This is a genomic window from Absicoccus sp., assembly GCF_034090965.1.
GTDB lineage: Bacteria > Bacillota_I > Bacilli_A > Erysipelotrichales > Erysipelotrichaceae > Absicoccus > Absicoccus intestinalis.
In genome coordinates this window covers 1-13702 of sequence record NZ_JAXDRQ010000054.1, presented here as the reverse complement: position 1 = coordinate 13702, position 13702 = coordinate 1, and the positions used below count along the sequence as shown (strand labels likewise).

General features: G+C 39.8%; 17 protein-coding genes and 1 other annotated feature. All 17 genes read left to right on the top strand.

What is annotated here, in order from left to right:
- Positions 1-472 (top strand): phosphodiesterase (gene yfcE, locus SOS22_RS07620; protein WP_320596844.1); only part of this gene is annotated, 472 nt, incomplete at its 5' end.
- Positions 465-2009, top strand: coding sequence for a cardiolipin synthase (gene cls / locus SOS22_RS07615; protein WP_320596843.1), 1545 nt, complete (start codon positions 465-467; stop codon positions 2007-2009). The genes yfcE and cls, both read left to right, overlap by 8 nt.
- Positions 2010-2080: 71 nt before the next feature.
- Positions 2081-2310: a binding site (T-box leader), on the top strand.
- Positions 2311-2342: 32 nt separating this feature from the next.
- Positions 2343-3446 (top strand): ATP phosphoribosyltransferase regulatory subunit, encoded by a 1104-nt coding sequence (gene hisZ / locus SOS22_RS07610; protein ID WP_320325464.1) that lies wholly within the window; start codon positions 2343-2345, stop codon positions 3444-3446.
- The gene (hisG, locus tag SOS22_RS07605) at positions 3443-4090 is read left to right on the top strand and encodes an ATP phosphoribosyltransferase (RefSeq protein ID WP_128520041.1); all 648 of its coding nucleotides are present in this window, start codon (positions 3443-3445) and stop codon (positions 4088-4090) included. The genes hisZ and hisG overlap by 4 nt, the downstream gene beginning before the upstream one ends.
- Positions 4071-5366 carry a histidinol dehydrogenase gene (gene hisD, locus SOS22_RS07600; RefSeq protein WP_320596842.1) on the top strand — a complete coding sequence of 432 codons (1296 nt, stop codon included), beginning with the start codon at positions 4071-4073 and terminating at the stop codon, positions 5364-5366. The genes hisG and hisD overlap by 20 nt, the downstream gene beginning before the upstream one ends.
- A complete protein-coding gene (gene hisC / locus SOS22_RS07595) occupies positions 5351-6379 on the top strand; it encodes a histidinol-phosphate transaminase (protein WP_320596841.1) in 1029 nt (342 codons plus the stop codon). The genes hisD and hisC overlap by 16 nt, the downstream gene beginning before the upstream one ends.
- Positions 6376-6957 carry an imidazoleglycerol-phosphate dehydratase HisB gene (hisB, locus tag SOS22_RS07590; RefSeq protein ID WP_320596840.1) on the top strand — a complete coding sequence of 194 codons (582 nt, stop codon included), beginning with the start codon at positions 6376-6378 and terminating at the stop codon, positions 6955-6957. Before hisC ends, hisB begins: the two co-directional genes overlap by 4 nt.
- Positions 6954-7568 (top strand): imidazole glycerol phosphate synthase subunit HisH, encoded by a 615-nt coding sequence (gene hisH, locus SOS22_RS07585; protein WP_320596839.1) that lies wholly within the window; start codon positions 6954-6956, stop codon positions 7566-7568. Before hisB ends, hisH begins: the two co-directional genes overlap by 4 nt.
- Entirely contained in the window at positions 7565-8296 is a 732-nt protein-coding gene (hisA, locus tag SOS22_RS07580) for a 1-(5-phosphoribosyl)-5-[(5-phosphoribosylamino)methylideneamino]imidazole-4-carboxamide isomerase (RefSeq protein WP_320325459.1), read from the top strand. The genes hisH and hisA overlap by 4 nt, the downstream gene beginning before the upstream one ends.
- Positions 8286-9047, top strand: a complete 762-nt coding sequence (hisF, locus tag SOS22_RS07575; RefSeq protein WP_320596838.1) for an imidazole glycerol phosphate synthase subunit HisF — start codon at positions 8286-8288, stop codon at positions 9045-9047. The genes hisA and hisF overlap by 11 nt, the downstream gene beginning before the upstream one ends.
- Positions 9044-9373 carry a phosphoribosyl-AMP cyclohydrolase gene (gene hisI / locus SOS22_RS07570; RefSeq protein WP_320325457.1) on the top strand — a complete coding sequence of 110 codons (330 nt, stop codon included), beginning with the start codon at positions 9044-9046 and terminating at the stop codon, positions 9371-9373. The genes hisF and hisI overlap by 4 nt, the downstream gene beginning before the upstream one ends.
- Complete coding sequence (gene hisE, locus SOS22_RS07565; RefSeq protein WP_320325456.1) at positions 9370-9693, top strand: phosphoribosyl-ATP diphosphatase; 324 nt, start codon at positions 9370-9372, stop codon at positions 9691-9693. Before hisI ends, hisE begins: the two co-directional genes overlap by 4 nt.
- 473 nt (positions 9694-10166) lie before the next feature.
- Positions 10167-10415, top strand: coding sequence for a hypothetical protein (locus SOS22_RS07560; protein ID WP_320325455.1), 249 nt, complete (start codon positions 10167-10169; stop codon positions 10413-10415).
- Positions 10416-10474: 59 nt separating this feature from the next.
- On the top strand, positions 10475-11305 hold the full coding sequence (locus SOS22_RS07555; protein ID WP_320596837.1) for an HAD family hydrolase: 831 nt from the start codon (positions 10475-10477) through the stop codon (positions 11303-11305).
- Positions 11295-12065 (top strand): glutamate racemase, encoded by a 771-nt coding sequence (gene murI / locus SOS22_RS07550; protein WP_320596836.1) that lies wholly within the window; start codon positions 11295-11297, stop codon positions 12063-12065. Before SOS22_RS07555 ends, murI begins: the two co-directional genes overlap by 11 nt.
- A complete protein-coding gene (locus tag SOS22_RS07545) occupies positions 12056-13435 on the top strand; it encodes an aminopeptidase (protein WP_320325452.1) in 1380 nt (459 codons plus the stop codon). Before murI ends, SOS22_RS07545 begins: the two co-directional genes overlap by 10 nt.
- 6 nt (positions 13436-13441) lie before the next feature.
- Positions 13442-13702 (top strand): HAD family hydrolase (locus tag SOS22_RS07540; protein ID WP_320596835.1); only part of this gene is annotated, 261 nt, incomplete at its 3' end.

The following is a 13702-nucleotide window of genomic DNA, read 5'->3' as shown; positions in this document are numbered from 1 at the left end:
TCAGCAACTTGTTGATCAATTTAAAAAGAATCAATGCGATCGAATGGTTTTATTAGGAGACATTCTCTATCATGGGCCACGAAATGATTTGCCCAAAGGATATGATCCCAAAGGCGTTATTGCGTTATTAAATCCATTGGCTTCTTCCATCCTTTGTGTGCGGGGAAATTGTGATAGTGAAGTGGACCAAATGGTCTTAGACTTTCCCTTGGTAGAAAATGTGTATATCGATACAGGCAAACACTTGATTTATTGTTGCCATGGACATAAACCTTTTCCCCATGTTCCTATTATTTTTTATGGACATACCCATATTCCTGGACATCATCAAGAAGGAAATACGCTCTTTTGTAACCCGGGCTCGATATCTCTGCCAAAAGCCGAAAGCGCGCATAGTTACATATTGCTAGAAAAGGACACACTCACTTGGAAATCATTGGATGGCACAGTGGAGGAAAGGTATCATGTCTAAAATGCGCGTCGAAAAAAGGACCAATGTCCGGAATAGTATCATGCGTCTTTTCGTGGTGATTGTTGCGGTCTCTTTTCAGATTTTCTGGCTATTGAATCTATTTGGTCAACTGCAATTTATTTCTCCACAAATCGGACAAGCCATCAATAATTTAGCCATCTTAGTGGCTTTGTGGATCTATGGACGGGATAAGAATGTTTCTATCAATGTTCCATGGATGGCATTGATTTTGGCCTTTCCAATGTTTGGGATGGGCCTTTACTTTTTGATTGGACGCACCAGCCTAGTTACCCATGTGCGCGAAGTATATACACATATTGATCTATTTTTATATCGCTATTTTCATCAAGACCGAGCTATCCTAAAAGAAATGGAATCGGTGGATATCGATAGTGCGAAAGATGCCCATCTGATATGGAACTGTGGTCATTTTCCCGTTTATAAAGATACCGCCATTACTTATTATCCAGAAGCCATCGATGGATTCAATGCCCAAATTGAAGACATGAAAAAAGCGCAACATTTTATTTTCATGGAATATCATGCCATTGAAGATGGTTATTCTTTTGGGCAGATGAAAGAAGTATTGATTGAAAGAGCGGCTGCTGGCGTCGAAGTACGAATTTTCTATGATGATATGGGCAGCATTGGTTTTCTAAATAAAAGCTTTATCAAAGAAATGAAAAGCTATGGCATTCAGTGTCAGGTCTTTAATCCCATCCGACCTTGGATCTTAGTTTTTATGAATAATCGAGATCATCGAAAAATCACGGTCATTGATGGTCAAATTGGCTATACAGGCGGATATAATTTAGCAGAAGAATATTTCAATCGGACCCATCCGTATGGATATTGGAAGGATACGGGCATTCGCTTGGAAGGAAGTGCCGTTCGTTCCATGACCCTAACTTTTTTAGAAATGTGGAATGCCAACGATCCAACCCATCAAGCCATGGCAAAATATTTGACGGCTCAACCCGTACCATCCAAAGGTTTTGTTCAACCTTATGCGGATTCACCATTGGATGATGAATATCTCGGTGAAGATGTATATATGAGCATTGTGAATCATGCCAAAAAATATGTATACTTTGTGACTCCCTACTTGATCATTACCGATGAAATGACGCGTGCTTTGACATTGGCCGCCAAACGCGGTGTAGATGTTCGAATCATCACACCAGGAACACCCGATAAACAAATCACGTATATGTTTACCCAATCTTTTTACCGCGATTTGGTTCGCGGTGGCGTTCGCATCTTTGAATACATTCCTGGTTTTCCTCATGCGAAAATGTGTATCAGTGATGATACTGTCGCAACGTGTGGAACGATCAACCTGGACTATCGATCTTTGTATCTTCATTTTGAAAATGGTGTCTACCTATCCCATGTCGATTGTATTGCTGATATGAAAAAGGATTTTAATCATATGTTTGATTTATCGAAAGATGTGAGTGAAGCGTATAAAGGTCCTATCAATATGATCGTTCGAACCTGGCGAGCCATCGTGCGGCTGATTGCGCCTCTGTTCTGAAACAATTTTCATTTTAGTTACAATTTCTTACAATTCAAGTTGACATTTGAACCCAGATTATCTATATTATAAATACAACAAAGAAGGGAAATAGTAGTTTTCGAAACGGCAAGTAGAGACTTTCTGGTTGGTGAAAAGAAAGAGTACGTCAAAACGAACACATCCTGGAGTTGGTCGTGCGAATCGAGTAGTTCGATCCGGTTGTCCTCGTTACTGGACCAGAGTGTGATAGCACTTAGAGAGGTCGTCATTGTGAAGTGGCGATGAAGTAAGGTGGAACCACGTATCAAACGTCCTTATCAGGGACGTTTTTTTATTTATTTAGGAGGCAATATGAAACAAATCCAAATTCCTTTGGGCATGCGCGATATCATTTTAGAAGATTGTGCCAAGAAAACCGCTCTACAAAAACGAATTGAAGGTGTTTTTGAATCCTATGGTTATCAACGCATCATGACACCATCGATTGAATTTCTACAAACCTATCAAAATGCATTTAGTGAAGTCAATGAACAAGATATGTATAAGTTCTTTGATCAAGATGGCCAGATCCTAACTTTACGTATGGACATGACCGTACCTATTGCTCGTGTTTGTGCATCCAAATACACCAAGATCAAACCACCCTATCGCATTCGCTATTGTTCCAACGTCTTTAAAGTGCGACAGATGTTTGCTGGCCAACTCGGTGAAGTCAGCGACTGTGGTGTGGAACTCATTGGTTTGGACTCCAGTCATGATCTTGAAGTTTTAGTTTTGGCCTTGGATACGATGGAAGCCATCGGTGTTGATGACTATCAATTAGAAATTGGTAACAGTGATTTCTTTAAATTGGCTTGTCAAACCTTGCAGTTGGATGCCAATGTGCAATATGAACTAGCCAATCTGGTCGATCGAAAAAGCATGGTGGAATTAAAAGAATTTGTCAAAAAATTGCATCTAAAAGAAAAGGAAGCCCAATTCTTCATGGAACTACCATTATTATCTGGTCCGGATGCTTTGGATCAAGCCCTGGTTCTCAGTTTTAATTCCGCATTGAAAGCCGTCGTATATCAGCTACAAGGCTTATATGAAAAGTTATCCGAATTAGGCTATCGTTCCCATATTCAATTTGATTTAGGAAAAGTACCACATTTGGATTATTATACAGGCATTATTTTTGAGGGCTATGTGAATGGAGTTGGACATAGTGTCTTAAGTGGTGGTCGATATGATTCATTGTTGAAAAAATTTGGCCGTGACTTGCCAGCTTGTGGATTCAGTGTGAAATTGGATTATTTATTATCCGTTGTGAAAGCACCACAAACCAAAACCATAAAAATTTGTTATCCTGAAACGAAACAAGTGGAAGCTTTGAAAAAAGCGCAAGAAATACGAAAAACCAATCCAGTGGAATTGATCATTTGGGATCGTGAAGAAGTGGAGGTCGTCGAATGAGTTTATCTATTGCCTTAACGAAAGGTCGTTTGGAAAAGAAAACCGTTGCCATGTTGGAAGAATGTGGATATGGCATTGAAAATTTAAAAGATAAAGGACGAGCTTTGGTCTTTGAAGATACGAAAAAAGACATTCGTTATTTTTTAGTAAAGTCCAATGATTGTTTGACTTATGTAGAACATGGTGTTGCCGATCTCGGCGTTGTTGGTAAAGACACTATCTTAGAGGGTGGCAAAGAATATTATGAAATGCTCGATTTGGAAATTGGCAAATGTAAATTCATCGTGGCCAGTTTACCTGACATTGATCTATTGAATAAAGTTGGTCATATCAAAATCGGGACCAAATACCCCAATGTAGCCAAAGCTTATTTTAATGCGAAAGGCATGGATGTTGAAATCATCAAGATCGATGGTTCCGTAGAATTATCACCGATCCTGGGGCTGTGTGATGGCATTGTGGATATCATGGAAACCGGAACGACCCTAAAAGAAAATGGGTTGGTTGTCTTAGATGATGTTTGTCCCATCAGTGCGCGTGTCATCGTAAATAAAGCCAGTTTTAAATTGAAACGACAAGAAGTCATGGATGTGTTAAAAGATTTGGAAAGAATGGTGAAACAAAATGCTGCAGCCCATCAATAAAAATGATTATCAAGTATTATCTTCGTATCTAAAGAGTCGAAGTCAAGAAATTTCCAGTGATGTCTTGGTTACGGTATCCAACATTTTAAAAGATGTTCGTCAACAGGGAGATATTGCTTGTCAAAAATACACCAAACAATTTGATGGCATTGAAATGGATGCATGGAAAGTATCCGAGCAAGAATTGGAAGAAGCCATTTCTCATTGTGATTCGTTCTTTATGGAATCGATGAAAAAAGCGAAAAAAAATATTACGTATTTTCATCAAGCACAAGTAAACCAATCGTATATTCTCCAAGAAGAAAAGGGTGTCTATCTTGGTCAACGGGTGCTTCCTTTATCCAGTGTGGGAATTTATGTTCCTGGAGGCCGAGCCCAATATCCAAGTAGTGTACTAATGAATGCGATTCCAGCTGCGGTAGCTGGAGTGAAACGCATTGTGATGGTCACACCACCCAACAAAGAAGGTAAGATCAATCCAAACATTGCGTTTGCTGCTAAATTGGCAGGTGTGACCGATATTTATAAAATTGGCGGTGCCCAAGCCATTGCGGCTTTGGCCTATGGGACGGAAACCATTCCATCGGTCGATAAGATTTGTGGTCCGGGTAATATCTTTGTGGCGGCAGCTAAGAAATTGGTCTATGGAAAAGTGGATATTGATATGATTGCCGGCCCTAGTGAGATCTTAGTTGTGGCTGATGATCATGCCAATCCTGTATTTGTCGCTGCGGATCTCTTATCACAAGCCGAACACGATCCGATGGCCAGTCCGATTTTATTGGCAACCAGTCAAACGCAAATTGACGCGATCAATGCCGAATTGAAAGAACAATCGGCGCAATTGCCAAAGAAAGAAATTGTCGAACAAAGTTTAAAAAATTATGGCAAATCCATTCTTTGTGATACCATTTCCGAATGTATTGATATTGCCAATGAAATTGCACCAGAACATTTAGAATTGATGGTTGAAGATCCAATGTCCTATCTCGCTCAAGTGGTCAATGCCGGAAGTGTATTCATGGGATATTATACTTGTGAAAGTATTGGGGATTATTTTGGTGGCACCAACCATGTGTTGCCAACCAATGGCACAGCCCGTTTTTCCAGTGCTTTGGGGGTTGACAGTTTTGTGAAACGTTCTTGTTTCTTACATTATTCAAAAGAAGCATTGGATGCGTATGGACAATATATCATCCAGATGGCGGAAGAAGAAAATTTAGATGGGCATGCGAATGCCGTGAAAGTGAGGGTCCAATCATGGGAAAAGAAATAGAAGCGTATCAATCTCATGCACAAACGGGAATCTTATTGAATGCGAATGAATCTCCTTATAATGTATCGGAAAAAGTGATGGAAGAAATGGTACAGCTTTTACCGACCATTGATATGAATCGATATCCAGATGATACGTGTAGTGCGTTACGGAAAGCCTATGCACAAGTCAAAGGCTTAAGACCGGAACAAATCATTGCTGGAAATGGATCGGATCAATGTTTATCTTTGGTGCTGTCTACCTATCTGGATCATGAAAAGACCATGTATACATTGTCTCCTGATTTTGGCATGTTCGATTATTATGCATCGAGTTATGAAGCAAATATTGAAAAATATGTTACCCAGGAAGATGGTTCCTTCGATGTGGATGATTTTATTCAAAAAGGAAAAGAAAAGGGGGTTGACTTCGTTTTGTTTTCCAATCCCAACAATCCGACGGGACACTGTGTTTCAAAAGAAGATATTTTAAAGATCGTACAAAGCTTTTCTTGTCCGGTCTTGATCGATGAAGCATACATGGAATTTGGCGATCAATCCGTATTGGATCAATTGGATCGATATGAGAATTTATTAGTAACGCGCACCTTATCCAAAGCGTTTGGTTTGGCCGGTCTTCGTGTGGGGTTTGTGTGTGGAAATGCCAAACGAATAGCAGATCTTGACCAACGAAAAGTTCCTTATTCGGTCAATACCGTATCGCAAAAGCTCGCAACGATCGTTTTGCATCATTATGAAGATATTTCCATCGTGATCCAACAAACCACTTCTTTTAGGGATGAGATGTTGGATAAACTGATGTTGTATCGATTTGTGGAATTTTATCCAAGTCAAGCCAACTTCATTTATGGAAAAGCAGAAAATAAAGCTTTATTATTGAAATTATTCAAAGAAGCCGATATCACCATTCGTGATTTTCCGGGTACGGATCATTTCCGTATTTCGATTGGTAATAAACAAGAAAATGAGGCAGTCTTGAATGTCATATCACAATATGTGAGGGAAATGCTATGAGAGAAGCACAAATCAAGCGAACAACCAAAGAAACCGATATTGAAGTGAAAGTCAATTTGGATGGGAATGGACATACACAAATTGATACGGGCATTGGTTTTTTTAATCATATGTTGACCTTATTTGGATTTCATGCTGGCATTGATCTAGATGTCAAAGCCCAAGGTGATTTGTATGTTTGTGATCATCATACGATCGAAGATTGTGGAATTACATTAGGTCAAGCTTTTGTCCAGGCCCTGGGGGATAAAGTGGGCATTAACCGTTATGGTTCTTTCACTTTGCCGATGGATGAAACGTTAGCGAATGTCACTTTGGACTTTAGTGGCCGTCCTTATCTTGTTTATCATTGTGAATTGAAACGCGAACAAGTGGGAACCCTGTCTTGTGAAATGGTAGAAGAATTCTTACGTGCCTTTGCGTTTGCGTGTGGTTTGACTTTGCATGTCAATGTATATTATGGCAACAATGATCATCATAAGATCGAAGCCATCTTTAAAGGTTTGGGACATGCGATCAGTCAAGCTATCATCGTCAATGGCGATCGGGTATACAGTACGAAAGGAAAACTCGAATGATTGGGATCATTGATTATGGCATGGGAAATTTAGCCAGTGTACAAAATGCATGTAATCATCTAGGTGTGGAAAATAGGATCGTTTCGGATCCAGATGCTTTAAAAACATGTGATAAGTTGATCTTGCCTGGTGTTGGTGCTTTTCGCGATTCGATGCAAAATATCCATGATTCCGGTATGTATGAGACCATTTGTCAATTCGTCAAAGAAGAAAAGAAACCATTACTAGGCATTTGTTTGGGAATGCAGGTATTATTTGAAGCCGGACAAGAAGATGGCTATACACCTGGATTTGGTTTTTTAAAAGGACAAGTGATCCCGATGACGGATGCATCCATTCGTATTCCTCATATTGGTTGGAACCAATTGGAAAAAGCACAAGAGCATCCGATTTTTAAAGAGGTATCCCCTCGTCTTTTTGTTTATTTTGTTCATTCGTATTATGCCAGCGACATGGATCCAGCTGATCTTTTGGGGTATTGTCACTACGGTCCTTATCAGATTCCAGGATTGGTTTATCATGAAAATGTATTGGGTGCACAATTTCATCCAGAAAAGAGTGCCGAAGATGGACTTGCGATATTAAAATATTTTGTGGAGGAATTTGTATGATCATATTGCCAGCTATTGATATCATTGATCAAGCACCTGTGCGTTTGTATCAAGGTGATTATGGAAAAAAAGAAGTAGTGGGCGATAGTGTATTGACCATTGCGAAACAATTTGAACAAGCAAGGGCAGAGTATATTCATCTGGTGGATCTAGATGGTGCGAAAGAAGGCTCCAAGAAGAATGCGGATCTGATTTGTGAAGTAGCCAATGCGGTTTCGGTTCCTTGTGAAATGGGTGGTGGCATACGGACGATGGAAGATATCACCTATTATTTGGAGCGTGGCCTTTCGCGAGTAATCCTAGGCACGGCTGCAATCCATGACCAAGCTTTGTTGAAAGCGGCCATCAAACAATATGGAGACAAGATTGCTGTGGGTATGGATTGTAAGAATGGATATGTTTGTGGTGCAGGTTGGCTCGAAGACAGTGACTATTATTATTTGGATTTTGCGAAGGAAATGGAACGTCTGGGCGTTCAAACGTTGATCTTTACGGATATCTCCAAAGATGGTACGTTGCAAGGTCCGAATATGGAAATGTTGAAACAACTAAAAAATACGGTATCGATACATATTACCGCAAGTGGTGGGATTCGTGATATGGCACATATTGCCGCTTTAAATGATTTGGATTTGTATGGTGCCATTACGGGCAAAGCTATCTATTCGGATACATTGCATTTGCCGGAAGCCATTCAATATTGTAAGGAGCATCATCATGTTGACTAAACGAATCATTCCTTGTTTGGATGTAAAAGATGGAAAAGTTGTCAAGGGTGTCAACTTTGTTGGTTTAAAAGAAGTGGGCGATCCCGTAGAACTGGCTCGTAAATATTATGAACAAGGAGCCGATGAATTGGTTTTCTTAGATATTACAGCTACGCATGAACATCGTGATACGATGGTCAATGTTGTCAAAGAAGTTGCCAAAGAAATTTATATGCCATTTACTGTCGGTGGTGGCATTCGTACGATCGAAGATGTTCGTAAAATGTTGCGAGCTGGCGCCGATAAAGTGAGTGTAAATAGTGCCGCAGTAAAGAATCCGCAATTGATTTCGGAAGGGGCTAAACAATTTGGCAATCAATGTATGGTCTTGGCTGTTGATGGTAAAAAGCGCGAAGATGGATCGGGCTGGAATGTATTTGTACATGGTGGTCGGATCGATACGGGTTTGGATGCTTTAGAATGGATCAAACAAGGTGTGGCTTTGGGTGCAGGTGAAATCTTGTTGACGAGCATGGATACGGATGGAACCAAAGCCGGTTACGATTTGGAATTTTGTAAAGCGGTACGAGAGGAAGTGCCCGTACCCGTGATTGCGAGTGGTGGTTGCGGTTCGTTGGAACATTTCTATGATGTGTTTGATCAAGAAGCGGCGGATGCTGCTTTAGCCGCTAGCCTGTTTCATTATGATGAATTGACGGTGCATGATGTCAAAACATATTTAAAAGAGAAAGGAATTCCTGTACGTTTATGATTGAAATTGATTTTAATAAAGGCGATGGTCTGGTTCCGTGTGTGGTTCAAGATATCGAGAATGGCCAAGTGTTGATGCTGGGTTATATGAATGAAGAAAGTCTACAAGAAACGTTGCGTTCGGGATTGGCCACGTATTGGTCGCGATCGCGTCAGGAATTGTGGAAAAAAGGGGAAACCAGTGGCCATTATCAACATGTCAAAGAAATCTTGGTCGATTGTGATGATGACACGATCTTATTGAAGGTCGTACAAGATGGTGCGGCTTGCCATACGGGACATCGTACATGTTTTTATCGGACACTAGAAGGAGAAGAAGTAAAATGAAAGCGTTAGAGCGGGATTATCAAACGGTTGTCGAAAGAAAAGCCAATCCAGAAGAAGGTAGTTATACAACGTATCTTTACAACAAGGGATTGGAAAAAATATTAAAAAAAGTAGGAGAAGAATCAACAGAAGTTGTGGTTGCGGCTTTATCGCAATCCAAAGAAGAGTTGATTGGTGAGATTTGCGACCTTTCCTACCATGTGTTGGTGTTAATGGCAGAAAAAGGCATTACCTTGGATGATGTAGAAGCTGAATTGGATCGTCGGGCAGAAAAACAACACAATCTAAAAGCGGAACGAAAACCTATCGTCAATCGATAAATACCACTTGAGAGGTCATTCTTTCCAGATGGATTGAAAGGTGGACCTCTTTTCTTTATGATACAAGTGAAAAGAGGTTATAACAGAGGGTAGAAAAGCTCTGTAGATGCTCAGGCCAGATGTTTTATAAACCATGCGAAAATTTTGCATACTTCAAAAGAAGAGAAAGAAAACAACATCGGGATGAGATATAACGCAGGAAGGAGTTCCATACATAATAGAGAGGAACTCCTTTCATCTATACAAGTGTGAGAGACAAGGTTTATCAAGAGAAACCAAAAGCACTTGGAAGAAGGAATCGTTTGATTCCTTTTTTTATGATACATTAATTTATTTGGATAACAAAATAGGTATAACGCTTACATGTTATATTACAAATGAAAAATCTTTGTTTATTTGTATAAAACAAAATATTTATTGTTGAGATGGATACTTTTCGACATAATGTAGACATCGACAAGGAGAGATGACATATGAGTGCAATTGTCCATTTAGAACCCAAAGAATTTATTGAGACCATGTATGAACAGAAAGGAAAAATGAAAGTACATCCATATGTATTGGATTGTGGTATAGCCACCATGATCTATATGTTTGATGGTACCGATGGAAATACGTATTATTTGGATCGTGCCTTTACAGCTTGTCCAGAAGTTATCGCTCATCAAGATAAATATCGATTGCATGCGGATATGTATCGAAAAGTCGCATTGATTCATTAATTCTTTGAACGCAAGAGCTAATCGGAATGGTTAGCTCTTTTTCGTGGTATACTGGAAACATGATAAAAGATTTGAAGTTAGTTGTTTGTGATATCGATGATACTTTGGTGGTTCGACATAAATTGCTGACACCAAGAGCTAAGCGAATGATCAAGACCTTAAAGGCAAAGAATATTTATTTTGGCTTGGCCAGTGGTCGTCCTTTTTGGGATCTTGATCATATGATCGAAGGATGGCATATTGAACCTGTTGATATGTTGATTGGTATGAATGGTTCCAGTCTTCGTGATGCGGTTCATCAAAAAGAATATACATATTATTTGATGAAACCGGAATGGATCAAGGAAACGATTGAAATTATGAAACAATTTCATGCCAACCCCATCATTTATGAAGATGATACCATCGTTTGTGTCAAACGCGATACGACCGTTATTAGTTCGGCTCTTTCGGGGCATCGATCGATCCATAAAGTGGATGATCTGTCCTATCTCTATCGGAAAGAAAACGCAAAGATCATGTTTCGAATAAAGGCACACCAGATGGCTGATGTGGAGGCTTATTTTCGAGCGCATCCAAGTCCAAATTATATTGGGTTCAAAACGCAACCGACCTTATTTGAATTTACCAATATTCATACGGATAAAGGATATGCACTTTCACAATATTGTGAAATCAATGGCTTATCGCCAGAACAGGTCATGGCTTTTGGTGATACATCCAATGATAATGGGATGTTGAAATATAGTGGGTTAGGCGTTTGTTTAAAAAATGGCTCAGAAGATACGAAAGCGATTGCCGATGTGGTGACCGATCGTCCATGCACAATGGATGGCTGGGCGGATTTTATGGAAAAATATTTTGATAGGAGGCAACAAAATGGAAAATGATCCCATTGGTATATTTGATTCTGGATTGGGTGGAATCAGTGTATTATCGGTTGCTAAAAAGGTGTTACCACGAGAAGATTTTATTTTCTTAGGAGATTCGCAATACAATCCATATGGTACCAAAACCAAAGAGGAAATTACGCAACGATGCATTGCGATTTGCGATTGGTTTGTCGCACAACATGTGAAAGCAATCGTGATTGCCTGCAATACAGCGACAAGTGCCTGTGTGGATGTATTGCGCGATCGTTACGAGATTCCTATCATTGGTATGGAACCGGCTTTAAAAGTCGCTTGTGAAAAAGGACCGAGACAACATATTGCTGTATGGGCCACGGAATTGACCCTAAAAGAACAAAAATTTGCGCGCTTGATGGATCGATTTGATGATGAACATACGATCTATCGGGTACCTTGTCCTCAATTGGTTCGAATCGTAGAGGAAGATCGATTGGATCAGGAAACGATGATTGCGCGTACTTTAAATGAATATTTACATCAAAGTCCAAAAGTAAATAGTATTGTTTTAGGTTGTACACATTTTTTGTTTTATCGGAATGCGTTAAAGAAGCTTTTGCCACAAGATGTCCATATCGTGGATGGCAATTGGGGAACCATTCGTCATTTAGAAGATATTTTAAATCAAAATGGACAATTAAATGATCATGGTGGCGGGATCGTTTGGAAAAATACGGATCCATCAAAAATTGAATTATCAAAAAGATTATTGAAAAGAATGGAGGAGATCATATGGGATTAGCATGGAAAGAATATGATGAAAAAAAACAAGCGGAAGTAATGTCTTTTTGTGACGAGTATATGGCATTTCTAAGTGAAGCCAAGACGGAACGTCGCTTTGTGAAGCTGGCCATTGAAAAAGCCGAAGCAGCAGGATATCGCAATATCGAAGAAATCATTCAAAAGAAAGAGTCGTTGCATCCTCAAGATAAAGTGTATATGAATCAGATGAATAAGGCGGTTGCCTTGATGCAAATTGGCGATGATCCTTTGGAAGAAGGGATGAATATCTTAGGGGCTCATATTGATAGTCCTCGTTTGGATTTGAAACAACATCCGCTCTATGAAGAGGGAGATCTGGCCTATTTTGATACGCATTATTATGGTGGTGTCAAAAAATATCAATGGGTAACCATTCCGTTGGCTATCTATGGTGTGGTTGTTTTGAAAAATGGGCAAACAATCGATGTGGCTATCGGTGATAAAGAAGAAGATCCTGTCTTTGTGATCAGTGACTTATTGATTCATTTGGCTTCGAAACAAATGAATAAAAAAGCGGATCAAGTCGTGGAAGGAGAATCGTTAAATGTGACGATTGGATCGATTCCGTTGGCCGATGTAAAGGAAGAGCCCGTAAAAGCACATATCCTGCAAATCTTAAAAACAACCTATGGATTTGAAGAAGAAGATTTTATCAGTGCTGAATTGGAAGTGGTACCAGCTGGTCAAGCTCGTTCATGTGGCTTGGATAGAAGCTTGATCTTGGCGTATGGGCAAGATGATAAAGTTTGTGCCTATACATCTTTACAAGCGATGTTGGAAGCACGCCATCTAAAACGAACGGCGGCTTGTTTATTGGTGGATAAAGAAGAAGTAGGATCCCAAGGGGCAACCGGTATGCAGTCTCAATTTTTTGAGGATTTTGTGGCTGAAGTCTTATATGCTTTAGGCAAAGATTCAAATTTGGCAGTTCGTCGGGCTTTGATCCATTCAGCTATGTTGTCTAGTGATGTATGTGCGGCCCATGATCCCAATTATGCAGATGTTTCCAGTCCCAATGAGAATCAGCCAAAGTTTGGCTATGGCCTTGCATTCAATAAATATACGGGTGCACGGGGCAAAAGTGGTTGTAACGATGCGAATGCAGAATATATTGCCCAATTGCGTGCTGTCATGGAACAAGGCCAGGTTCATTGGCAAACGGGTGAATTAGGTAAGGTAGATGCTGGTGGTGGTGGTACCATCGCCTATATCTTGGCTAATTATGGTATGCGTGTGATTGATTGTGGAGTTCCACTTCACAATATGCATGCGCCCCATGAAATATCATCGAAAGCCGATGTATATGAGGCATATCGAGGATATAAAGCTTTTATTGAATTTATGAGGTAAGAAATTATGGAAAACGAAACAATCACATTAGTGGCAACGGATCTAGATGGCACGTTTTTGGATTCACACAAAAAAGTACCTGCCATTAATCGCGAAGCGATCAGTTGTTTAAAAGATCATGGGATCTTATTTGGGATTGCTTCTGGACGTCCGATTGAAACGGTTCGTCCGATGATCCATGATTGGGGCATTGAACAAGATGTAAGTTTTATTGTCGGGATGAATGGTGGCGTCTTATATGATCTACGACGTCGTGATAAAGAAGAA

Bases quoted from the DNA above. Each gene is read 5' to 3' on its own strand.
- cls (WP_320596843.1), top strand. From the start codon at position 465: ATGTCTAAAATGCGCGTCGAAAAAAGGACCAATGTCCGGAATAGTATC.
- hisZ (WP_320325464.1), top strand. From the start codon at position 2,343: ATGAAACAAATCCAAATTCCTTTGGGCATGCGCGATATCATTTTAGAA.
- hisG (WP_128520041.1), top strand. From the start codon at position 3,443: ATGAGTTTATCTATTGCCTTAACGAAAGGTCGTTTGGAAAAGAAAACC.
- hisD (WP_320596842.1), top strand. From the start codon at position 4,071: ATGCTGCAGCCCATCAATAAAAATGATTATCAAGTATTATCTTCGTAT.
- hisC (WP_320596841.1), top strand. From the start codon at position 5,351: ATGGGAAAAGAAATAGAAGCGTATCAATCTCATGCACAAACGGGAATC.
- hisB (WP_320596840.1), top strand. From the start codon at position 6,376: ATGAGAGAAGCACAAATCAAGCGAACAACCAAAGAAACCGATATTGAA.
- hisH (WP_320596839.1), top strand. From the start codon at position 6,954: ATGATTGGGATCATTGATTATGGCATGGGAAATTTAGCCAGTGTACAA.
- hisA (WP_320325459.1), top strand. From the start codon at position 7,565: ATGATCATATTGCCAGCTATTGATATCATTGATCAAGCACCTGTGCGT.
- hisF (WP_320596838.1), top strand. From the start codon at position 8,286: ATGTTGACTAAACGAATCATTCCTTGTTTGGATGTAAAAGATGGAAAA.
- hisI (WP_320325457.1), top strand. From the start codon at position 9,044: ATGATTGAAATTGATTTTAATAAAGGCGATGGTCTGGTTCCGTGTGTG.
- hisE (WP_320325456.1), top strand. From the start codon at position 9,370: ATGAAAGCGTTAGAGCGGGATTATCAAACGGTTGTCGAAAGAAAAGCC.
- SOS22_RS07560 (WP_320325455.1), top strand. From the start codon at position 10,167: ATGAGTGCAATTGTCCATTTAGAACCCAAAGAATTTATTGAGACCATG.
- SOS22_RS07555 (WP_320596837.1), top strand. From the start codon at position 10,475: ATGATAAAAGATTTGAAGTTAGTTGTTTGTGATATCGATGATACTTTG.
- murI (WP_320596836.1), top strand. From the start codon at position 11,295: ATGGAAAATGATCCCATTGGTATATTTGATTCTGGATTGGGTGGAATC.
- SOS22_RS07545 (WP_320325452.1), top strand. From the start codon at position 12,056: ATGGGATTAGCATGGAAAGAATATGATGAAAAAAAACAAGCGGAAGTA.